This window comes from Actinoplanes oryzae (assembly GCF_030757795.1).
Classification (GTDB): domain Bacteria; phylum Actinomycetota; class Actinomycetes; order Mycobacteriales; family Micromonosporaceae; genus Actinoplanes.
Map to the genome: position 1 here is coordinate 12109 of NZ_JAUQWH010000095.1, position 22203 is coordinate 34311.

The 22203-nt window shown below is 73.9% G+C and carries 20 protein-coding genes; 5 read left to right on the forward strand and 15 right to left on the reverse strand.

Features of this window, described 5'->3' with window-relative positions; genetic code table 11:
- Positions 1-113: 113 nt before the first annotated feature.
- From RBH18_RS26990 to RBH18_RS27025, 8 genes are all read right to left on the reverse strand, one after another.
- Positions 114-1646 (reverse strand): peptide MFS transporter, encoded by a 1533-nt coding sequence (locus RBH18_RS26990; RefSeq protein WP_306212610.1) that lies wholly within the window; start codon positions 1644-1646, stop codon positions 114-116.
- Positions 1647-1674: 28 nt separating this feature from the next.
- Positions 1675-3510: an asparagine synthase (glutamine-hydrolyzing) gene (asnB, locus tag RBH18_RS26995; RefSeq protein ID WP_306212612.1), complete on the reverse strand. Its 1836-nt coding sequence runs from the start codon at positions 3508-3510 to the stop codon at positions 1675-1677.
- A 40-nt stretch (positions 3511-3550) separates the two neighbouring features.
- Positions 3551-4039, reverse strand: coding sequence for a hypothetical protein (locus RBH18_RS27000; RefSeq protein WP_306212614.1), 489 nt, complete (start codon positions 4037-4039; stop codon positions 3551-3553).
- Positions 4040-4088: 49 nt separating this feature from the next.
- Positions 4089-4328, reverse strand: coding sequence for a ferredoxin (locus RBH18_RS27005; protein WP_306212616.1), 240 nt, complete (start codon positions 4326-4328; stop codon positions 4089-4091).
- A gap of 5 nt (positions 4329-4333) precedes the next feature.
- A complete protein-coding gene (locus tag RBH18_RS27010) occupies positions 4334-5533 on the reverse strand; it encodes a cytochrome P450 (RefSeq protein WP_306212618.1) in 1200 nt (399 codons plus the stop codon).
- Positions 5523-6572 carry an LLM class flavin-dependent oxidoreductase gene (locus tag RBH18_RS27015; protein WP_306212620.1) on the reverse strand — a complete coding sequence of 350 codons (1050 nt, stop codon included), beginning with the start codon at positions 6570-6572 and terminating at the stop codon, positions 5523-5525. The genes RBH18_RS27010 and RBH18_RS27015 overlap by 11 nt, the downstream gene beginning before the upstream one ends.
- Positions 6573-6595: 23 nt before the next feature.
- Positions 6596-7042, reverse strand: coding sequence for an anthrone oxygenase family protein (locus RBH18_RS27020; RefSeq protein WP_306212622.1), 447 nt, complete (start codon positions 7040-7042; stop codon positions 6596-6598).
- 63 nt (positions 7043-7105) lie between these two features.
- Complete coding sequence (locus RBH18_RS27025) at positions 7106-8134, reverse strand: methyltransferase (protein WP_306212624.1); 1029 nt, start codon at positions 8132-8134, stop codon at positions 7106-7108.
- 215 nt (positions 8135-8349) lie between these two features.
- Here RBH18_RS27025 and RBH18_RS27030 point away from each other — a divergent pair, with 215 nt between their 5' ends.
- Complete coding sequence (locus tag RBH18_RS27030; RefSeq protein ID WP_306212626.1) at positions 8350-9147, forward strand: SDR family NAD(P)-dependent oxidoreductase; 798 nt, start codon at positions 8350-8352, stop codon at positions 9145-9147.
- Positions 9148-9156: 9 nt separating this feature from the next.
- On the opposite strand, the gene RBH18_RS27035 is transcribed toward RBH18_RS27030, so the two are convergent.
- Positions 9157-9837, reverse strand: a complete 681-nt coding sequence (locus tag RBH18_RS27035; RefSeq protein WP_306212628.1) for an SDR family NAD(P)-dependent oxidoreductase — start codon at positions 9835-9837, stop codon at positions 9157-9159.
- A gap of 190 nt (positions 9838-10027) precedes the next feature.
- Between RBH18_RS27035 and RBH18_RS27040 the strand changes: the two genes are divergently transcribed.
- Together RBH18_RS27040 and RBH18_RS27045 are read left to right on the forward strand one after the other, a co-directional pair.
- Entirely contained in the window at positions 10028-11080 is a 1053-nt protein-coding gene (locus RBH18_RS27040; RefSeq protein ID WP_306212630.1) for a methyltransferase, read from the forward strand.
- The gene (locus tag RBH18_RS27045) at positions 11077-12141 is read left to right on the forward strand and encodes a methyltransferase (RefSeq protein ID WP_306212632.1); all 1065 of its coding nucleotides are present in this window, start codon (positions 11077-11079) and stop codon (positions 12139-12141) included. The genes RBH18_RS27040 and RBH18_RS27045 overlap by 4 nt, the downstream gene beginning before the upstream one ends.
- Here the strand turns inward: RBH18_RS27045 and RBH18_RS27050 are convergent.
- From RBH18_RS27050 to RBH18_RS27070, 5 genes are all read right to left on the reverse strand, one after another.
- Positions 12060-13016, reverse strand: coding sequence for a serine hydrolase domain-containing protein (locus RBH18_RS27050; RefSeq protein WP_306212634.1), 957 nt, complete (start codon positions 13014-13016; stop codon positions 12060-12062). The two genes, RBH18_RS27045 and RBH18_RS27050, sit on opposite strands and share 82 nt — an antisense overlap.
- Before the next feature lie 13 nt (positions 13017-13029).
- Entirely contained in the window at positions 13030-13845 is an 816-nt protein-coding gene (locus RBH18_RS27055; protein ID WP_306212635.1) for a DUF3152 domain-containing protein, read from the reverse strand.
- Positions 13846-14340: 495 nt separating this feature from the next.
- Entirely contained in the window at positions 14341-15561 is a 1221-nt protein-coding gene (locus RBH18_RS27060) for a cytochrome P450 family protein (RefSeq protein WP_306212637.1), read from the reverse strand.
- On the reverse strand, positions 15558-16001 hold the full coding sequence (locus RBH18_RS27065; protein WP_306212638.1) for a hypothetical protein: 444 nt from the start codon (positions 15999-16001) through the stop codon (positions 15558-15560). The genes RBH18_RS27060 and RBH18_RS27065 overlap by 4 nt, the downstream gene beginning before the upstream one ends.
- 296 nt (positions 16002-16297) lie before the next feature.
- Positions 16298-17191, reverse strand: coding sequence for an LLM class flavin-dependent oxidoreductase (locus RBH18_RS27070; protein WP_306212640.1), 894 nt, complete (start codon positions 17189-17191; stop codon positions 16298-16300).
- A 58-nt stretch (positions 17192-17249) separates the two neighbouring features.
- Here RBH18_RS27070 and RBH18_RS27075 point away from each other — a divergent pair, with 58 nt between their 5' ends.
- Positions 17250-17684, forward strand: coding sequence for a MarR family winged helix-turn-helix transcriptional regulator (locus RBH18_RS27075; RefSeq protein ID WP_306212642.1), 435 nt, complete (start codon positions 17250-17252; stop codon positions 17682-17684).
- Between the two features lie 143 nt (positions 17685-17827).
- The gene (locus RBH18_RS27080) at positions 17828-21427 is read left to right on the forward strand and encodes a SpoIIE family protein phosphatase (protein WP_306212644.1); all 3600 of its coding nucleotides are present in this window, start codon (positions 17828-17830) and stop codon (positions 21425-21427) included.
- Here RBH18_RS27080 and RBH18_RS27085 read toward each other — a convergent pair.
- On the reverse strand, positions 21428-22203 hold a 776-nt coding region (locus RBH18_RS27085), incomplete at its 5' end, for an alpha/beta fold hydrolase (protein ID WP_306212646.1).

Here is a 22203-nt window from a genome sequence, read left to right on the forward strand (position 1 = left end):
GTGGGCAAGGCGCATCGCGGGCAGATCGAACACCGCTTGAGGGCCGCTCGCTCGCCGGTGACAGCGGCGGCCGGCCCCGGGGAGGGGACCGGCCGCCGGACGGGTGCCGTGGATCAGGTGCGCGGCGCCGTGACACCCGGGGACAGCTCCCAGGGCTCCTCGACCGCCGCACCCGGGCCGGTGCCGGTGCCGGCCGGCACGCTCAGCCCCCGGACGATGTGGTGGCGGCGGGCCAGCACGACCGCGCCGTAGCCGCTGACCAGCAGTCCCAGCCCGAGGTAGTAGACGGCTTCCGGCACCACCTCGGCGAGCCGGACGATCTGGCTGCTGAGACCCGCTCCCATCGCACTGAACAGCCACCAGACCCCGATCATCTGCCCGGCGTGGGTGCGCGGTGCGGCATCCACCGCGGCGCTGATGCCGACCGCGGCGATGACCAGCTCGCCGCAGGCGTGCAGCAGGTAGACGCTCAGCAGCCAGGCCGGTGACACGTCGCCCGCGGTGGCGAGCTGGGCGGCCACGGCCATGAGGAGGAAGCTGATCCCGGCGAAGGCCAGCCCGGCGGAGAACTTGACCGGGGCGGTGGCCCGGGTGCCCCGGGTGGTCCACCAGCGCGCCAGCAGCGGAGCGAGCAGCAGGATGAAGACCGGGGTCGCCGACTGCAGCCAGCTCGCCGGCACGGTGATCCCGAGCAGCCGCCGGTCGGTGGACTCCTGGGCGAACAAGTTCAGCAGCGCTCCGTCCTGACCGACCACCATCCAGAACAGTGCGGCGCCGAACAGGATCCAGAGGAACGAGCGCATGCGGGACCGGTCGGTGTCGCTCAGCTCCGGCCGGCGGAGCAACAGGAAGAAACACACCACCGGCAGCACGAGCGCGCAGAGGCCGACGACGATGATGGCCAGCTCCGCGCTGCCCCGGCCACCGGCCACGATCGCGACGGCGACGACCAGCACCGCGGCCACGACGATCGTCGTGCGCCGGACCACCACGGCCAGGTCGGCTGCCGCGATCGGCCGGGCCGGCGCCGCGCCGGTCGCCCCGAAGCGGCGGTATCCGGCCAGGTACTGCAGCACGCCGAGCACCATCGCTGCCGCGGCGGCCGCGAAGCCGAGGTGCCAGTCGACGGTCTCGCCGAGGAAGCCGGTCACCAGCGGACCGAGCAGGGCGCTGATCTGGATGCCCACGTAGAACAGGGAGATGCCGGCCTCCCGGCCGTGGCTGTCACGCCCGTAGATGAGGCTCAGCATGGTGGTCAGGTTGGGTTTGAGCAGTGCCGTGCCGAGTGACACCAGCAGGAGTCCCGGCGGGGTCGCGGCCACCGCAGGGACGGCCAGCGCCGCGTACCCCCCGGTGACCGCCAGCGCCCCCCACAGCACCGCGCGGCGGGTGCCGAGGATCCTGTCCCCGATCCAGCCGCCGGGCAGCGACATCATGAAGGTCAGGCCCAGGTACGCGCCGAACAGCGCGGCGGCACTGGTGCGGGGCAGTCCCAGCCCGCCCTCGTCCCGGGGTGCCGCGGCGTACAGCACCAGGATGGCCTGCATGCCGTAGAAGCCGAAGCGCTCCCACAGGTCGGTCAGGAACAGCGCGCCGAACCCGCGCGGGCGGGCCTGCGGCGCGGACGGTGCGGTGTACGAGCTCACGACCGCGTCCTCTCCGGGTCGACGGAGGTCACAGCTGCAGCTGCAGCCGGTACCTCGACAGCCATTCGTTCAGGTGCAGTGCGGTGTCCACCTCCGTGCGGGTCAGCTGGGCCGCGGCGGCCGGGTCGGTCCGGATGTCGCGGACCACCACCGGGTTGAGCAACGGCTCGACCGCCGCGTCGCCGCCGGCCAGCAGCTTGCCGAGCTCCTCGCGCACCACCTGGTCGTACGAGGGGTCGTTGGACACCGGGTAGCCGGTCTTCGGCCGGTTGAGCACCGGCGCGGGCAACAGGTCCGACACGGCCCCGCGCAGGAGGCTCTTCCACCCGCCGTCGTACGTGCGCATGCTCCACGGGGTGTTGAAGACGTATTCCTGCAGGCGGTGGTCGCAGAAGGGCACCCGCACCTCGAGTCCCAGCGCCATGCTCAGCCGGTCCTTGCGGTCCAGCAGGGTCCGCATGAACCGGGTGAGGAAGAAATAGGTGGTGGCGCGGGCGACCCGCTCCCGGCCTGGCTCGCCCGGTAACACCGGCACTTCGCGCGCGGCGGCCCGGTACTGCTCGTGCTGGTATCCGGTCACGTCCAGCGCGGCACGCACCGGACCGAAGAGAGCCGGGAAGCCCAGGTTGTGTGCCAGGCTCCACGGCAGGGTGCCAGGCGCCCCGTACTCGGGATGGTGGAACCATGGATAGCCACCGAACAGCTCGTCCGCCGACTCCCCGGTCAGGGCCACGGTCGAGTGCTGCCGGATGGCCCGGAACAGCAGATAGAGGGATATGTCCATGCTGCCGGGACCGGCGATCAGCACCGGCCAGTCCATCGCCTCCACGACCGCCGAGCGGATCTCCGGCAGGGTCATCTCCGCGTTGCCGAGGAGCACATGCGAGTGGTCGGCGCCGACATGGTCGACGACCTGTTGCACGTACGGCGAGTCGACCGTCGGATGGGTGAGGTCGGGCTCGAAGTTGTCGGCGTAGCCCACGAAGTCCACCGAGAACGTGCGGACCCGCTCGCCGGAACCGGCCGTCGCCCGTGCGGCCAGCGCCGTCAGGGTGCTCGAGTCGAGGCCTCCGGACAGCATGGTGCACAGCGGTACGTCCGCGACCACCTGACGCCGCACGATGTCGGTGAGCAGGCCGCGTACGGTGTCGATCGTGGCCGGTAGGTCGTCGGTGTGCTCGTGCGCGGCCAGCGACCAGTACCGGCGGATCGTGGTGCCGGACCGGCCGATCCGCAGCACGTGGCCGGGCGCCAGCTCGGGCATGCCGCGGATCACCCCGGCTCCCGGGGTCTTCACGCCGGCGAAGAGCTCCCGCAGGCCGTCCGCGTCGACCACCCGGTCCACCGCGGGATGGGCCAGGATCGCCTTCGGCTCCGAGCCGAAGAGCAGCCCTTCGGCGGTCGGGTAGTAGTAGAGGGGTTTGATGCCCACCCGGTCACGGACGAGCACGAGCTCCTCCCGGCGCACGTCCCAGATCGCGAAGGCGTACATGCCGTTGAACCGCTCGGCGCAGTGCTCCCCCCACTCCAGGTAGGCCCGCAGCACCACCTCGGTGTCGCTGCGCGACCGGAAGCGGTGCCCGCGCGTCTCCAGCTCCGAGCGCAGCTGGACGAAGTTGTAGATCTCTCCGGAGTACGTGAGCACGGCGAGCGGCCGTCCGTCCTCCTCGGCGATCATCGGCTGCCGGCCACCCTCGATGTCGATGACCGCCAGCCGCCGGTGGCCCAGGGCGGCGTGCGGCGCGAGCCACACCCCGCCGGTGTCCGGGCCCCGCCGGGTCATGGTGGCCGTCATGTCCGCCAGCACGCTCGCCTCGGTGCGCAGATCCCGGCCGAAGTCGACCCACCCCGTGATGCCGCACATCAGCGCCTCCTCGTGGCCGGCGGGCGGCCTCCGCCGGGGCTCACGCCGGGCCGTACCAGGTCGCCGACACCTGGGTTGTCACCGTGAAGAGCACCGTGCCGTTGTCGTCGATCGCCTTGCCTGTGCCCTGGGAGGTGAACGTCTTGCCGTTCAGGACCGCGGTCTGGGCGCCTTCCACCATGAAGACGTAGGTGTCGCCGTCGAAGGCGAAGTGCCGCCAGCCGTACCGGAACCCGTTGCCGGCGGCGGGCCGCCACCAGCCCAGCCCGGTCACCGAAGCGCCACCGGCGTGGGCGAAGGTGCCGTCGTAGGCGAAGGTGAACAGGTTGCGCTCGACCGTGCCGGGCGGGTCGACGAAGGTGACGATCGCCAGCCAGTTGCCGACCGGCAGCGGGGCCTGGACGATCGAGCCGGCCGCCGCCGCGGGTTCGGCGCCCAGCATCGGCGCGGCGACCGCCGCCGTCGCCACACCGGTCAGGCCGGCGACGCCGGTGCGCAGCAGGCGCCGCCGCCCCATGGACTCGGACATGAGTTCCTCCTCGGATGCGTGGCGGGGCCACGCCGTAGGACGGCCGGCCTCAGCCGGTCACGTCGGGTGATGCGACGACACGGCCGGTGGCCGTGTCGAGGACGCTGATGGCGCCCAGCGGACAGGAGTCCACGGCGTCCAGCACGGTGTCGTCGGGTTCGATGACGGGGTCGACCGGGCCGGCCCGGAGGCCGCCGTCGACGGTGAACCGGCCGGGAGCCGTCACGGTGCAGATGCCGGTCCCGCGACAAGAGCCGCGGTCGACCTCGATACGCCAGGAGCCGGGCACGGCACTCACCACGTCACGGGCAGGTTGACCAGGGCGCGCGCGGTGAGCCCGGTCTTCCAGGTCAGCCAGTGCTCCGGGACGGCGAGGTGCGCGTCCGCGGGCAGGCGGCGCACCAGCGTCTCGATGGCCACCTGCATCTCGAGCCGCGCCAGCTGGGCGCCGAGGCAGTGGTGGATCCCGAAGCCGAACGCCAGGTGCGGGTTGACGGCCCGGGTGATGTCGAGCCGCCCGGGGTCGTCGAAGACCGACTCGTCGTGGTTGGCCGAGCCGAGCGCGCAGATGACGGCCTCGCCGGCGCGCACGGTGACCCCGCCGAGCTCCATGTCCTCCAGGGCCACCCGCAGTTGCGTACCGGTGAAGACGAACGGGTTGAAGCGCAGCAGCTCCTCGACCGCCGGGCCGATCAGGCCGGGGTCCGCGCGCAACGCGGCGAGCTGATCGGGGTGGCGCAACAGCAGGAACAGCGCGCTGCCGAGCGTGTTGGCGGTGCTCTGGTGCCCGACGGTGAGCAGGATCAGGGCGAAGTTGAGCAGCTCCTCCTCGGTGAGCCGGTTCTCCTCGTCGCGCGCGTGGACGAGCAGGCCGAGCAGGTCGTCGGCGGGCTCGGCGCGGCGCAGCGCGATGAGGTCCGCCAGATAGCTCTCGATCTGCGTGCGTGCCTCGGCGACCTCCTCGCGCGTCCGCTCGCCCAGCGCGAAGATGATCTCGCTCAAAGCGTGCAGCCGGTCCCGGTCCGCCCAGGGCACGCCCAGCAGCTCGAAGATGACCTTGATCGGCAGGCTGGTGACGAAGCAGCTCATGAGGTCCACCGGGCGGGGTGCCACCAGCACCAGCCCGGCCAGCTCCTCGGCCTGCTCGCGGATGTGCCGGCGCAGGGCGGCCACCCGGCGGGCGGTGAAGGCCTGCATCACCAGGCGGCGCAGCCGGGTGTGGTCCGGCGGGTCCATGCCCAGGATCGTCTTGGCGCCAGGGCGGGTGTTGCCCATCCGGGGGGCGTCGGGCGCCTCGGCGGCGGCCCGGCTCAGCCGGGAATCGGCCAGCGCGCTGCGGACGTCGGCGTAGCGGGTGACGAGCCACGCCCGGTCGCCGGTGGGCAGGGTGACCGGCGCGACGGGCGTGCCGGCGCGGAGGGCGGCGAACTCGCCGGGCAGCTCGAGCGTGCCGGTCGCCGCGAACGGGAATGACAGGGCCTGATCAGTGGACATGACGCTCCTCAGCGGTGGCCGGGTCCGGGCCGGCGAGCGCGTCCGCGGCGACGCGCAGGGCGTTGAGCCGGTCCGCCGGGTCCGGGGAGAACGGGGACAGGGCGATCGTGGTGACACCGGCGGCCTCGTAGGCGGCCAGCCTCGACGCGATCCGGGCGGGCGGTCCCAGCAGCGACGTGGCGTCGACGAACTCGAACGGCACGGCCGCTGCAGCGCCCGCCAGGTCGCCGCCACGGAAGCGCTCGGCCACCAGCGCCGCGGCGGCGCCGTGCCCGGTGCGCTCCAGCAACGCGTAGTAGAAGTTGCCGGCGCCGTCGCCGAGGCTCACGAACCGCGCCACGTAGGGCCGGACGGCGTCCGCGCAGGTCCGCGGGTCGTCGCCGACAACCAGGGGCACCGACGGGATGACCTCGAAACCCGTCAGGTCCCGGCCGGTCCGCTCCCGGCCGGCGCGCAGCCGGGCGACCGCCTCGATGACCCGCTCCGGCGAGCAGAAGACGCCGAACCAGCCGTCCGCGATCTCCCCGGCCAGCTCCAGCGAGCGCGGTCCCACGGCCGCCAGATAGATCGGGACGTACGGGCTGACGAGCGAGCCCGCCAGCCGGAAGCCGTCGCCCTGGCCGCCCGGCAGCGGGATCCGGTAGTGCTCGCCCTGATGCACGACGTGATCGCCCGCGAGCGCGGCGCGCAGGACGGCGACGTACTCGCGGGTGCGCGCCAGCGGCCGGGCGAACGGCATGCCGTGCCAGCCCTCCGTGACGTGCGCGTTGGCGATGCCCAGTCCGACCCGGAAGCGGCCGCCGGACAGGTTGTCGAGCATCGCGGTGGTCATCGCCGCCATCACCGGGGTACGGCCCGGGATCTGGAAGACGCCCGAGGCCAGGTGGATCCGGCTGGTTCGCGCGGCCACATAGCCGAGCAGGCTCACCGCGTCGGAGCGATAGCCCTCGGGGACGAACGCCGTGTCGAAGCCGAGCCGCTCGGCCTCCTGTACGGCCTCGGCCGCCCCTTGCAGGGGCACATTGACTGCCAGTCGCATGCTGTCGCCGCCCTTTCGTGGTGTCAGCCGAATGCCGTCGCGGTGCCGAGCACCAGCAGCGCCAGGACGGCCAGGCCGGTGCGGACCAGATTCCAGTCGCGCCAGAGCCGTCGCGGGTCCTGCCAGTCGGCGGGCACGGCAGCCGGATCGACCGCCTTCACCCGGCGGTTGATCGGCACGTTGCAGAGGTGCGACACCACGGACACCCCGAGGAGCAGGACGGCCGCGGTCGCGTACAGGGCACGCGCGGTCCCGGAGCCGAGCACGGCGAGGGTCACCGCCAGTCCCGAGGAGCCGAGTACGATCACCGGCATCGTGGGATCCCAGTGCCGGCCGATCAGCTTGTGCGTGTAGACGTACCGGTCCGCGGGCATCGCGCGGAGCGCCGGCATGACGCTGAGCGCCACGGCGAACAGGACCCCGGCGGTGAGGCCGCTGCCGAGCAGGACCAGCACACTGAGCGCCGCCACCACTGTCCTCTCCTTCCCGCACCGGACGCGGCGGCGGGGCCGTCGCATCCGATGCCCCGGCGGTCAGGCCTTGTGTCCGGCGACGAGGATGTCGTTGGTCTCCAGCACCTTCGCCTCGCTGCGGGCGAAGCCCGCCGTCCGCATCCAGCCCCGGCAGGCGTCCACCGTGTACTCCGAGCCGCCGTGCGTGACGACGAGCATGGTGAGACTCGTGAGCAAGTTGTTGAGCGGGCTGAGCTCGTCGTCGAGCATCGGGTCGTAGACCAGCACCACCCCACCCGGGCGCAGCGCCTCGTAGGCCTTGCTGATCAGCTGTTGACGGCGCTCGGCCGACCAGTCCTCCAGCACGTGACCGAAGATGACGACGTCCGCGGTGGGCAGCGGATCGGCGAAGAAGTCGCCGCCCTGGAAGGTGATGCGGTCCGTGAGGCCGAGCTCGCCGATGTGGTCGCGGAACGCGGCCTCGACCGGGGGCAGGTCGAAGACGGTGGCGCGCAGGTGCGGGTGCGCCTTGACCAGGCCGGCCGCCAGGTTGCCGCGAGCACCGCCGATGTCGACGACGGTCGTGCGGTCCGACCAGTCGAACGCCTCCGCCAGCACCGGGCCGACCGCGGAGTTGAGGGCGTCCATCATGGCGACGAAGTCGCGCATCTGCTCCTCGTTGCGGTAGAGGTGCTTGAACATGTTGTCGTTGCCGTGACCCTCGATCTGCGACTCGCCGGTGCGCAGCGACTCGGTGAAGCCGCCCCAGGCGCCGTAGAGCACGCTGCTGGAGCGGTCGAGGAACCGCCCGACATAGGCGGGACGACCCTTGACCAGGTAGGTGTCGGCGGCCGGGGTGTTGCGGTAACGGCCCTCGTCGCGGTGCAGCAGGCCCAGCTTGACCAGCGCGTTGAGGAACTCCCGGGACCCGCGCGGATGCAGGCCGAGCAGCTCACGGACCTGCGGCTCGGTGGCCGGCCCGTGCTCGTCGAGCACGGTGAACAGGTGGAGCTCGTTGGCCGTCAGCAGCACCTTCGCGCTGCCGAAGTCCATGCCCAGCTGGATGATGCCCGGCAGATCGAGTTTCGTCACGGGGGCGTTGCTCGCCATGTGCGAGCTCCTTTCGTCGGCAGGTCGGCGGCTCCGGGCGGACCCGCCGGAGGGCGGGCCGCGATGTGCCGGGGTTCATGCTGCGAGCGGCCGCTGGACCGGTGGTTGAGGGGCGCTGGAGTCCAGCGGGGTGCGAGCGGCCCCCGCTAGACACCTCCCGCGGGCCCGCGACCTGCCGGCCGCGCGGCAGCACGTACCGACTGGTCGGAGGAATCGTGGAACTGGGGTTGAAGGGCAGAGTCGTCCTGCTCACCGGGGGCAGCGGCGGCATCGGCCGGCCGCTCGCCCGGCGCTTCGCCGCCGAGGGCGCCCAGGTGGCGCTGACCTACCATCGCCGCGCCGGGCTCGCCGAGGCGGTGGTCCGCGACATCGAGGAGGCGGGCGCGGAAGCCATGGCCGTCCCGTACGACCTGACCGATCGCGACTCGATCGAGGTGGCCACGGCCGCCGTGCTCGACCGGTGGGGCGGCATCGACGTGCTCGTGGTCAACGCCTCGGCCACCGGTGGGCCCAGCCCGCGGCCGGTGCCCTTCGAGCGGGTCCCGGTCAGCACCTGGGTGCCTCAGGTCCGTACGGAGGTCGAAGGCGCCTTCCACAGCGTGCAGGCGGCTCTGCCCGCGCTGCGGTTGCGGGGCTGGGGCCGCATCGTCTTCATGTCGGCGAGCATCGTGTCCCACGGGCGGGCCGGCGAGGAGGCCTACACCGCCGGCAAGGCGGCCCTGCACGGGCTCAGCCGGTCGCTGGCCACGGAGCTGATCGGCGACGGCATCCTGTGCAACGTCGTGGCGCCGGGCCCGACCCTGACCGACGGACTGCTGGGCAAGCTGCCGCCCGCCCTGCGGGAGCGGATCGACGGCCTGAGCCCCGGGCAGGCCCGGCGGATCCTCGACGAGGGCATGCCGCACCTCAGATTCTCCACCGTCGACGACGTCGTCAACGTCGTGCTGTTTCTCGGATCCGCGGCCAACGGCAACGTCACGGGCAGTGTCGTCAACGTCGCCGGCGGGCTCTGAGCGCCCGGGTCACCACGGCACCACCCGGCCGGAGCGGAACAGGACCCCGGTCGGGCCGTCGTCGGGCAGCAGCACCGCGGCGAGCACGTCCGCGGCTGCCTCCGGCGCCTCGCGGCTGGCGTCGGGGCGCATGCGGGTCCGGACCAGGCCGGGGTTCACCGCGTTGACGAGCACGCCGGAGTTCCGGGCCGTGCCGGCGAAGAGCACCGTGGTGGCATTCAGCGCCGCCTTGGACAGCGAATAGGCCGGGCTGGCCGGGAACAGCCCCGAAGCGAAGGTGCCGATGCCGCTGGAGACCATCACGACCCGGCCCCAGCCGCGCGCCGTCATGCCCGGCAGCAGCGCCGCGGTCAGCTGCCAGGCCCCCAGGGTGTTCACCTCCAGGTGGGTCCGGACGAGCTCCACCGGCACCCGGACCGGGTCCAGCCCCCAGTCCAGCTGCACCCCGGCGTTGTTCACCAGCACGTCCACCGGCCCCGCCTCCCGCCGGATGCGCTCCACGCCGGCGGCATCGGTGACGTCCAGCCGCAGTCCCGTGGCTCCCGGCCCCAGCTCCGCCGCGGTGTCCTTCGCCGCCCGGAGGTCGCGCGCCGTCACCAGGACCCGGTGACCCCGGGCCAGCAGCAGGCTCGCCACAGCCCGCCCGAGCCCGCGATTGGCTCCTGTGACCAGTGCCGTGCGCTCACCCATCGTCTGCTCCCGTCCGTCGCGCCCCACGGCGGTGGGTCCCGCCGGCGTCATGGTCGGCCGCCGCGCTGGAGCCGCGGTCCACCTCGGCCCGGGCTCATCCACCGGCGCTCCAGCCGTGCGCGAGATCTGGTTGCGACGGTGGGGCCGGCGCGCCGCCCGGCGGCCACGAGACCGGACGGAGGGGATGCGCGTGGGATCCGACGGAGACGGGTTCCGGCCGATCCAGGCGCTGGGTGAGCTGGTGCCGTACCAGTGGTCCGCCGGTCTGGTGATGCGGGGCATGGCGGAGCTCGGCTTCGCCGACCACCTGGCCCGCGGGCCGCTGGGTGCCGCGGAGCTGGCCGCGCTCATCGGCGCCCACGCGCCCAGCCTGCACCGCTTCCTGCGCGTGTGCGTGCTGCACGAGCTGGTGACCGCCGGTCCGGACGGGACGTTCGCGCTCACCCGGCGCGGCTCGTTGCTGCGCACCGAGGTGCCGTCGCTGGCCGGCTTCACCGTCGCGGTGAACGGGCCCGGGATGACCCGGCCGTGGGAGCGTGTCGCGGATGTGGTCCGGACCGGCCGGCCGGCCAGCGAGCTGGTGCTGGGGCGTAGTCACTGGGACTGGTACGCGGACCATCCGGCCGAGGCCAGGGCCTACGCGGAGACCTCGGCAGCCCTGTCCGCGGAGGCGGCCACCGCGCTGGTCCGCACGATCGATCTCGGTGGCGCCCGGCGGGTGGTCGACGTGGGCGGCAGCCCGGGCACCGTGCTGGCCGAGGTGCTGCGCGCCGCCCCGTGGGCCGCCGGAGTCCTCTTCGACCTGCCCTGGGCAATACCGTACGCCGCCGCCGCGCTCGCCGCGCCGCTGGAGGAGGGCCGGGCCGAGCTGGTCGCCGGTGACTTCCGCGAGGCGGTTCCGGCCGGAGGCGACGTCCACCTGCTCAAGAACATCCTCTGCGACCTGCCCGACGAGGACGCCGGGCAGGTGCTGCGTGCCTGTGCGGCCGCGTCGGCGCCCGCCGGTCGGCTGGTCGTCGTGGACTGGGAGGACAGCGCCTGCCCGTCCCACGTGCATGCCAACGACGTGGAGTTCATGGTGCTGACCGGTGGCCGGGCACGGACCGGCGACGAGTACGAGGCCCTGCTGGGCAGGGCCGGCTGGGTCACCGTGCGGCGCACCCGGCTGGCCGGCTTCGAGCAGGCGCCCGTCGTCGTCCTCGAGGGACGACGCGTCATCGACTCAACGGAGGGACCGTCATGACCGACGACACGACCACAGCGGTGGGTGTCCCCGCCGCATGCACGGGCGCACCCGTGATCGGCCCGCCCGCGGCGCAGGCGGTCGCGGAGCTCGGCTGGGGCATGTGGGCCAGCGCCGTGGTGCAGGCCGGCGCGCAGCTGCGGCTGGCCGACGCGATCGGCGAGGAGCCGGTGCCGGTGGAGAAGCTGGCCGCCGCGGTGGGCGCGGACGCCGACGCCCTCACCCGGCTGATGCGGGCGCTGGTGGCCTTCGGGGTGTTCCGGCAGGACCGCCCCGGCTGGTACTCGCACAGCGAGGCCTCCCGGGCGCTGCGCGCGGACGCCGAGGTTCCGCTGACCGACATCATGCTGACCGGCTCCAGCTGGGGCTGGGAGATGTGGGGACAGCTGGCGGCCAGCGTCCGCAGCGGCCGGTGCGCATTCAAGGAGCGGTACGGCAAAGACCTGTTCACGTGGTTCGCCGAGGACGACAACGCGGCGGGGGCGGCGGCGCTGCGGGGTTTCGCCGCTCAGTCCCGGGCGATGAACCCGTTGGTGCTCGACGCCCTCGACATGACCGGGGCCGACCGCTTCGTCGACGTCGGCGGCGGGCACGGCAGCGTGGTGCTGTCCCTGCTCGAGCGCTATCCGGACGTGCACGGCGTGCTGTTCGACCGCGCGCACGCCATCGCCTCGGCGCTGCCGGAGCTCAGCTCGCCTCCGCTCGCGGACCGGTGCGAGCTGATCGCCGGCGACTGTTTCGAGGCGGTGCCGGCGGGCGACCTGTTCCTCATCCGGCAGGTGCTGCACATGTGGGACGACGACGCGTGCGTCCAGGTGCTCGCCAACTGCGTGCGGGCGGCCCGTCCCGGAGCCCGGGTCGTGCTGCTCGAACAGCTCGTCGCCGATCCGCCGGAGACGCCGTGGGACGCGCTCATGGACTTGCACATGCTGCTTGTGATGGGCGGCCGCGAACGCACCGCGGAGCAATGGGCCGCGCTTTACGCCCGGGCCGGCCTGACGTGGACCGGAGTGACTGCGACCGGCACGCCGCTGCGGCTGGTCGAGGGCCGGGTCGGCTGAGGCCGCCGTGCGGATCCTCTTCGTCGCCTGGGGCTGGCAGTCCCACCTCTTCCCGATGGTGCCACTGGCGTGGGCGTGCCGGGCGGCCGGGCACGACGTGCGGGTCGCCACCCAGCCGGGCCTCGCGCCGGTGGCGGCGGCGACCGGGCTGCCGGTCGCCCGCCGTACGCGTCGGCGAACGGCGCCTCGCCGAGCACCCCGAGATCGCCGAGGGCACCGCCCGGCCAGGTCGCTGCCGCCAGCGCCAGCACGTCACCCACCGTCGCCCGCAGACCCCCCGACGGTACGCGCACCCGCGGCATGGCCAGGTACGAGTTGCGCCGCGGATCGGGGTCGTCGTGGGCCAGCAGCGCGGGATCGTCACGCCACGGCCGGCTGTCGGCGCCCGTCGCGCCCGCCGGGTCGAGCACCAGCTCCCGCAGGCCCCGCGCGAAGGGACTCCCGCTCACTGCCGCCGCGTGCGCGCCGGCCAGCCAATACCCCGGATTCGCGTACGACCAGGGCGCGCCCAGCCACGCGATCCGCTCGGGATGCTCCGCGTACGCCGCCGGGGCGCCGTCCCCGTTGCCGAACCGCTCGATCCCGCCCTCGTAGTCCGGCCCCGCCCCGCCGGTGTGCCGCAGCAGCTCCCGCCACGTGGCGTCGTGCCACGCCCGTACGTCCAGATCGAGGTCTCCCCGCGCGTGCAGGGCGTGCAGCAGCGCCGCGGTCGCCGGCTTGGTGATCGACGCCACCGGGAACGGGGTGTCCACCGTCAGCGGCGCGCCCCCGGGCCCCCGCAGCCCGGCCACCTGCACGTCGACTCGGTCGCCGCTGCGCACCCCGAGCACGATCCCGGCCGCCGTCCCGCTCCGCACCACATCGATCAACGCCACGGCGACGATTCTGCTACGCGCGGCCCTTCTCGCGCGCGGGCGTTTCATCGGGGTACGCGCCGGACGGCCCGTGATAGCTCTCCCCGTGCACGTAGGGCGCGTCGTTCGGCTCGCATCCGTGCAGGCCCAGCGTCTGCTGCTGCATGACGGGCGCCGGCTCGCCCGGCCCGGGACACAGCTCGTGCCCGTGCCCCAGCCGGTGGCCCACCTCGTGATTGACCATGTAGCGGCGGTAGGACGCGAGATCCTTGCCGTACGAGGGAACGCCCTTCACCCACCGCGCGACGTTGAGCACCACCTTGTCGCCGCTGCGGCACGACGTGTAGCCGTCCGGCACGTCGCGGCACAGCTCGTCCCGGGTGTCCGGGGTCGCCAGATAGATGGTGAAGTCGTACGCCTGCCCGGCACCCACCCGCTCGAACCGCCACTGCCCGCCGGCGGTCCACCCGTCCTTCGCCCCGAGCGTGACCGCGACCGCATTGGCGAACGTCGCCGTGGCCAGCCCCTCGATGTCCCGCTCCACCAGCACCCGGTAGCGCAGCAACGTCCCGCCCCGCCCCGCCGCCGGTCCGCTCTGCCCCGCCGCCACCAGCCACCGCCGCGACCCGTCCGCCGGATAGGTGATCCGGGTCGCGGGCGGCTTCGACCGCACCGGCGCCGTGTCCGGCGCGGGCGCGGTGTCCTCGCCGGCCGTGTCTACGCCAGCCGTCTCCTGCTGGCCGCTGTCCCCCTGGCCGCCGCGCACCTGCGGCGCGCGGAAAGTCCCGCACCCCGCCAGCACACCGGCCGCCACCACGGCGGCGACTACCCTCAGCAGACCCAACGACATGCTCAACCCATCTCGGCGAGGAACCCTGGCGCCCAAAGTGACGCATGCCCCCCTCCGACGGTTGCACGCTCACGGGTTCCTCACAGTCCGAGCTGGCATTTCGGTGATCCTCGGCACGTACCCACAACCGGCGCGCCCGCCCGCCGCGCGCCGCCGCTGTGCCTGCCCGCCCGTGCGCGCGCCGCCGCGGTGCCTGCCCGGCCGTGCGCGCCGCCGCTGTGCCTGCCCGTCCGTGCGCGCGCCGCCGCGGTGCCTGCCCGGCCGTGCGCGCCGCCGCTGTGCCTGCCCGCCCGCGCCGCCGTGCGCGCGCAGCTGCGGGGTCGCCGTCCGGGCCATCGCGGTTGCCGGGCGTTGCGGACGTCGGCTTCGCGGGGCACGACAAGGGTGATGCGCCGCGTTCAGCCGCCCGTCCGGCGGAGGGTCCGGGAACGGAGAACGCCGCTGCGAATTCCACGGGGGAAGAACTCGCAACGGCGTGACCTCAATGTAGGCCGGTCATCCCTGGTTGTCCAGCGGTGCGGACAGCGGCGGCACGTGGACCGGGAGGGACAGGAGGGCGCGGGAGCGGTAGGAGTCGCGCCAGCGGAGTTCGGCCGCGGGGACGGCCAGGGTGAGGCCGGGGAGGGTGCGCAGGACAGCGCCCAGCGCAACCTCGGCCTCGAGGCGGGCGAGCGGCGCGCCGATGCAGTAGTGGATGCCCTGGCCGAAGGTGAGCTGGGCGGTGGTGTCGCGGTGCAGGTCGAGGGTGTCGGGGTGGGGGTAGCGGTCCGGGTCGCGGTCGGCGGCGGCGATGGCGATCATCACCGTGTCGCCGGCGGGGATGGTGACGCCGGCGAGCTCGACGTCCTGCTTGGCGAAGCGGCGGATGGAGACCGGGGTGGGCGGCTCGAAGCGCATCAGTTCGCGGACAGCGTTCGGCAGCAGCGCCGGGTCCTTGGCGAGCTCGTCGCGCTGGTCGGGGTGTTCGAGCAGGGTGAGGACGCCGCTGCTGATGAGGTGGACCGAGTTCTCGTAGCCGGCGACGAGGATGAGGAACGCCAGCGAGGTCAGCTCGTCCTCGGTGAGGCGGTCGCCTTCGTCCCGGGCGGCGACGAGGGCCGACAGGATGTCCGTACCCGGAGCGGTCCGCCTCTCGGCGATGAGCTGGGTGAGGAAGGCGATCAGCCGGCCCACCGCGCGGGCCGGGGCCGCCGGGTCGTCCCGCGGCGGGGCGAGCATCGTGCCGGCCCAGTCGCCCAGGTCGGCGCGGCGCTCGGCGGGGATGCCCAGGACGTCGCAGATGACCGCGACCGGCAGCGGGACGGCGAAGTCGCGGACCAGGTCGCCGCCGCCGGCCGCCGCCACCGGGGCGAGCAGGGCGGCGGCGACGCGTTCGACGCCGGGGCGCATCGCCTCGACGCGGCGCGGGGTGAACGCCTTGCCGACCAGCCGGCGCAGCCGCGTGTGGTCCGGCGGGTCCATGTTGAGCAGGTTGTTGTCCAGCGCCGGCGGGAGGCCGAAGCCCTTCCAGGCGCCGTCGGCGGCGTGGGTCTTGCTCAGCGACAGGCGCGGGTCGGCCAGGGCGGCGCGGGCGTCGTCGTAGCGGGTGACGATCCACGCGTACGCGCCGTCGGGCAGGGCGAAGCGGTGGACCGGTGCCTGCTCGCGCAGCCGGGCGTAGACGCCGTGCGGGTCGGTGACGATCGACTCGGGCAGGGGGACGGCGGGAACGGTCACTGGGGGGTGTCCTTTGCGGCGGTCAGGCCCTCGACCTCGAGGAGCTGCTCGAAGATGGTGGTCATGGCGGCCTGGCTGCGGTCCGACAGGCCGGCGCCGGCCAGGATGTCGCGCAGCTGGCCCGGGCGGGGCGGGGCGTCGTCGACGAAGTAGCCGACCGGCACCTCGAAGGCGATGGCCAGGGCCTTGAGGTGGCTCAGGCGCGGGTCGGTGACCTTGCCCTGGCGCAGCTCGCCGATGTAGGCGCCGCTGATGGTGACCGGGCCGACCGTGCGGTGGATGCGGTCGGCGACCTCGCCGGGGCCGTTGATGCGCTCGGCGACCTCGCTGTTGAACCATTCCCGGCCGGGGCGGCCGCGCTGGATCTGTTCCGGTCGCGGCCGGACGGTCGCGAACAGACGGTTCAGCTTGGCCGCCAGCGAGCCCGGTGGGTGGGCCATGCTTCGCCTCCCCCTTTGATAAACAGCTGTTGAATGCCCGGACCGCGAAACACCTGCCCAGACGACTCCGGCGGATCGTCACTCAACAGGCGTTGCGTGCGTGCCAGGAGTGAGCGTAATGTCACCCTCCCACGATGCCACCCGCGGGCTCGACTGTGGAGGGTCGCCGCCGGGGGGAACGGGTTAGCGGCGCATCAGGGGCAGACGAAGGGCCACCGCCCGGAGTCGTGCGCCGCGCACGGCCCGACGCCGGGCGCCGGGCTGCACCGGCGACCCGGCGGGGGCCGGCCCTGGCGTCAGGCGGCAGCGCGCACAGCGGGCACGATCTCGGCGGCCCAGCGCCCCAAGGACACCTCGTCGGGCGTCCCGCCGGTGGGGGAGAAGAGCATGAACCCGCCGGCCCCGTGCTCCACCGCCGCCGAGGTCAGCTCCTCGACCCACTGGTCCACGGATCCACCCACCCATCGCCCGTCGGCGTCGCGCGGAGCGGCCACCGGCGCGCCGGTGATCCGGCCCGGCAGGTTGTAGACCGTCCGGATGTCGCCGGGATCCCGCCCCGCGGCCCGCGCCGCCTCGTCGATGATCGGGCGCGACTCGCGGTAACGCCTGCTCAGCCAGTCCGCGGCGTGCCCGGGGATCCACCCGTCGGCGACGCGGCCCGTAGCGGCGAGCGACCGGGGCCCCACCGAGCCCGTCCACACCGGCGGCGCCGGGGTGCTTGCCGGTTGCAGCGCGCTGACCTGGTAGTGCGTACCGTCGAACGTCACCGGCTCCCCGCCGCCGCACAACAGCCTGATCAGGGTGATCGCCTCCTCGAACGCCTCGACGGCGGCCGCGGGGGTGAGGCGCGGCACACCCATGCTCGCGATCCGGTCCCAGCGGCCGCCCGCCCCCGCGCCCAGCACGATGCGTCCGCCCGACAGTGCCGCCAGGGAGGTCACCGTGCGGGCCAGCATCGCGGGCGCCCGCAGCGGCAGGTTCGTCACGTTGGCCAGCCCGGCGAGCCGTTCGGTGCGCCCCAGGATCAGGCCGATCGCCGCGTACGCGTCCAGCCGCGCCCCCAGGTACGGATGGTCCGACAGCGAGAACAGATCAAGCCCCTCGCGGTCGGCAAGTGCCGTCAGCCGCAGCAGCCCGGAAGCCTCGTCGACGCCCGAGTGCGCCCCGAAACCGAATACCACGTCCGCCATGAATGCCTCCCCGTCGTAGTTCGTACTGCGAACTACAACCTAGCAATAGACTCCCCGAATGGACATCGTCGCGGCGCTGGTGCGGACGTCGTTCCTGGTGGACGCGGTCTACACCGGGTCAGCCCGGGAGCACGGCATCACGCAGCAGCAAGGGCAGCTGCTCTGTGTCCTCATGCCGCGGGCGTACGCGATGGGCGAGCTGAGCGCCACGCTGCGCCTCGCGAAGTCCAGTCTCAGCGGCCTGGTCGACCGCACCGAGCGCCTGGGCCTGGTGCGCCGCCAGCCCGACCCGCGTGACACCCGCGGCGTGCTCGTGGGGCTGACGGCCGACGGGGCCCGGCTCGCCCGGCAGTTCTACGACGAGACGTGCCGCCGGATCGCCGAGCTCCCCACGGTCCTGGGTGCCCCGGAACAAGAAGCTCTCGCCGGGCTGCTCGCGCGGGTGGTGCTCGGTAACGAGGTCCCCGTCATCTTTCCGCCGAAAGAGGGTTGATTGTGGCTTTTTGTCGGGCAAAGTAGTAGCACGCTTCACCGCGCGGCGAGGTATCACCAGGTCATCACGCGGGTACGACGAAGTAGTGTCGGTCGGGCTGCGCCGCGCGGCGCGAGGGAGATGTGATGACGGGGTGACGAGCGATGCCGGCTGACGAGCCGCCGACCTCCGGGCTGTTCGAGGGCGGGGAGACCGGGCGGCTCATGGCCCGGATCGACTGGGCGCGCACCCCGCTCGGGCCGGTGCGCGACTGGCCGCAGAGCCTGCGCGCCGCCGTCGGGATCGTGCTGTCCTCCCGCTACCCGATGCTGCTGCTCTGGGGCCCCGAGTACACCCAGCTCTACAACGACGCCTACTCCAAGCTCATCGGCGACCAGCACCCGCGGGCGCTCGGCGGCGACGTGCGGGTCACGCTCGAGGCCGGCTGGGACGTGCTCGAGCCGCTGATCACCGAGGCCATGGCGACCGGCGTGGCCAGCTGGGTGCCCGCGCTGCAGCTGGCGCTCGAGCGGGCCGGCTACCGCGAGGAGGCGTACTTCAGCGTCTCGCACGCCCCGGCGCGCGACGACGCCGGGCGTACCGTCGGGGTCCTGACCGTCTGCAGCGAGGTGACCGAGCAGATCGTCGGCGAGCGCCGCCTGCGCCTGCTGCGCGAGGTCTCCGTGGGCGGCGGCAGCGTCGCCGAGACCACCGAGCGGCTCATCGACGCCATCGCCGGGCACCCGCTCGACGTGCCCTTCGCGGCGATCCACCTGCGCGACGGCACGGTGGCGACGACGGGTCCCGAGATCCCCTTCGACGGGGAGGTGCCCGAGGCGCTGCAGGTGCGCGACGTGCCCGCCGGCCTCGTCGTGCCCGGCGGCCCGTGGGGCGAGCCCGTCCGGCAGGTCGTCGCGGTCCCGCTGTCCTCCGGCGAGCCCGGGCACCCGCTGGGCGTGCTCACCGCCGCGGTCAGCCCGAGCCGCGGCCTCGACGACGGCTACCGCTCGTTCTTCGAGCTGCTCGGCCGGCAGGTGTCGGTCGCGGTGCGCAACAGCCTCGCGTACGAGGAGGAGCGTCGGCGCGCCGAGCAGCTCGCCGAGCTCGACCGGGTCAAGACGGCCTTCTTCACCAACGTCAGCCACGAGTTCCGCACCCCGCTGACCCTCATGCTCGGCCCGCTCGCCGACGCCCTCGACGACAGGGAGGAGCCGCTCGGCCCCCGCCAGCGCGAGCGCGTCGACGTGGCCCGGCGCAACGCGACCCGGCTGCTGACCCTGGTCAACAACCTGCTCACCTTCTCCGGGCTGGAGGCGGGCCGGGCCGGCAACACCCCGCGCGCCGTCGACCTGGCCCGGCTCACGGCGGGCCTGGCCGGTGTGTTCCGCTCCGCGGTCGAGCGCTCCTCGCTGCGCCTGGTCGTCGACTGCCCGCCCCTGCCGCGCCCCACCGCCGTGGACCCGGCGCACTGGGAGACCATCGTCACCAACCTGATCTCGAACGCGCTGAAGTTCACCTTCGTCGGCGAGATCCGCGTGACCCTCGACAGCGACGAGAGCGGCGTACGGCTGCGGGTGTCCGACAGCGGCATCGGCATCGACGCCGACGAGCAGGCCCACCTCTTCGACCGCTTCCACCGGGTGCAGGGCGCCCGGGCGCGCAGCCACGAGGGCAGCGGCATCGGGCTGGCCCTGGTCCGCGAGCTGAGCCGGCTGCTCGGCGGCGACGTCACCGTGGCCAGTGCGCCCGGTCGCGGCAGCACGTTCACGGTCACGCTGCCCTGGCAGGCCGTGGACCCCGCCGCCGCCCCGGCCGCCCCGGCACAGCCCGGAGCCGCCGCGCACGCCCTCGCCGAGGAGGCGCTGAGCTGGACCGTCACCGACACTCCCGGCACGGCGCAGGGCGGCACGCGGATCCTGGTGGCCGACGACAATGCGGACATGCGGGCGTACCTGATGCGGCTGCTCACCGACCAGCAGTGGCAGGTGCAGGGTGTGGCCGACGGCCGCGCCGCGCTCGACGCGATCCGCCGTGACCCGCCCGACCTGCTGGTCACCGACGTGATGATGCCCGGGCTCGACGGCTTCTCGCTGATCCGCGAGCTGCGCCGCCAGCCCGCCACCCGGACGCTGCCGATCCTGGTCCTGTCCGCCCGGGCCGGCAGCGAGTCCGGCGCCGAGGGCATCGACGCCGGCGCCGACGACTACGTGGTCAAGCCGTTCACCGCCGCGGACCTGCTCGCGCGCGTGCGGGCGGCGCTGCGGCGCGGGCGGCCGCAGGAGCCGGTCGAGGGCACCGGGCGTACGGCCGCGGCCGCCGCCACCACCGCGGTGATCGCCTCCGGCCGCGCCCTCGAGGAGGCCATCCGCTCCGCCACCGACCAGGCCCGCGCCCTGCTGGGCGGGCTGCGCGCCACCACCGTCCTGCACGCCGGCCCGGGCCGCGACTCGCTCACGTTCCACAGCGACGCCGTCGACAAGGACGCCCGTACGGACGAGGCGAGCAGCGTCGTCGTGCCGGTGCGCAGCGGCACGGGCGAGGACCTCGGCTCGCTGACCGTGCAGATGCCCGGCGGGTCGCCGTCCGCCCGCGCCGCCACCGCCCTTGCGCCGATAGCCGTGACCCTCGCCGCGCTCGCCGAGAGCCGCTGGGAGCTCAGCCACGAGCGCCAGATCGCCACCACCCTGCAGCACAGCCTGCTGCCGCCGACCTTGCCCGCGCTGCCCGGCTGGGAGCTGGCCGCCCGCTACCGGCCGGTCTCCGGCGGGGTCGGCGGCGACTGGTACGACGCGTTCACCCTGCCCGGCGGCGACCTGCTGCTCAGCGTCGGCGACGTCGCCGGCTACGGCCTCGGCGCCGCGGTCACGGCCGCCCAGCTGCGCAACGCCGTCCGCGCGTACGCGGGGGAGGACCAGGCGCCGCCGCGCGTCCTCGATCGTCTCGTCGCCATGCTCGCCCGGCTCAGCACCCCGCACTACGCGACCGTGCTGCTGGCCCGGCTGTCCCCGGCGACCGGCGAGCTCAGCTGGTGCTCCGCCGGGCACCCGGCCCCGGTGCTGCGCGTCCCCGGCGGCCGCGCCCAGTGGCTGCGCGGGCACACCAGCCCGCCGCTGGGCCTGACCTCCGCCACGTACACCGTGAACCGCACCGAGATGCCGCCCGGCGCCGTGCTCGTCGCCTTCACCGACGGGCTGGCCGGCGACCGCCGCGGCGACCTCGGGCTCGGGATCGGCCGCCTGCTCGCCCGCTGCGACGACGCGGGCGACGCCGTCTCCGCCGGCGACCTGATCGACGCCGTGGTCCGCGGCGCCGCCGAGACCGACGACGTGGCGGCGCTGGTGGTCCGGCGCCTGCCCCGCGCCGTGCCCGCCCGGGCGGCCGCGCCCGCCGATCTGGACCAGCACTGGACGTACCCGCTGGTGCCGACGGCCTCCGGCGCCCTGCGCCGCGACCTGCGCACCGCCCTGACCGGCACGGTGACCGACGAGGACCTGATGCAGGACCTGCTCATCGCCGCCACCGAGGCGGTCAACAACGCGGTCGAGCACGCCCAGCAGCCCGCCCGGCCCGAGGTCGACGTACGCCTCCAGGTGGCCGGCGGCGTCGTCCGGCTCAGCGTCCGCGACTACGGCACGTGGCGGGCCCGGCCCGCCCCCGCCGACCGGGGCCGCGGCGCCCTGCTGATGAACGCCTACGGCGCGGTGAACGTCACCTCCACCTCCGCCGGCACCGTGGTCGAGATCGAGCGCAGCCTCGAGACCTGATCAGCGCAGGAAGTCGCCGAGGAGCCCGGCGAAGCGTGCCGGCTGCTCCTCGGCGGGGTAGTGCCCGCAGTCGTCGAGGACGGCGCCGGTGACGTCGTCCGCGGCCAGCCGCATCGTCTGGACGGCGAACTCGCCGCTCCACCGCGCGCCGCCGACGGCGAGCACCGGCTGGGTCAGCCGGGTCCTGCTGCGCCGCTCGTTCTGCGCGATCGTCTCGTCCAGCGCCCGGTAGTACGCGAAGCTCGACCGCAGGGCCCGGGGATCCGCGGTGATCGCGTCGAGGTAGACGTCGACGGCGTACGCGGGGATCGAGGTGGGCGTGGCGGCCTTGGTCGAGAACTGCCAGCCGAAGAAGAGCCGCTCGCGCCCGCGGACCAGCTCCTCGTTGAGGTCGGTGAGCCGGTTGAAGCCGATCTGCCAGAGCTTGTGGTTGAGCGCGGCCGGGCCGAAGACGGGCGGCGAGGGCGTGAGGCCGGGGATCACCGCTTCGACGACGGCGAGCCGGCGTACCCGGCCGGGGTGATCGGCGGCGAGGGCGTACGAGGTCCAGGTGCCGATGTCGTGCCCGGCCACGTCGAACCGGTCGTGCCCGAGCGCGGTCATCAGCGCGACCAGATCGGCCGCGAGGGTGCCGGCGTCGTACCCGTCGTCGGGCTTGGCGGAGAGCCCGGCGCCGCGCGAGTCGACGGCGACGACGGTGTGCTCGCGGGCGAGGGCGGGCATGACTTCGCGCCAGGCGTACCAGGTCTGGGGCCACCCGCCGACCAGCAGCAGCA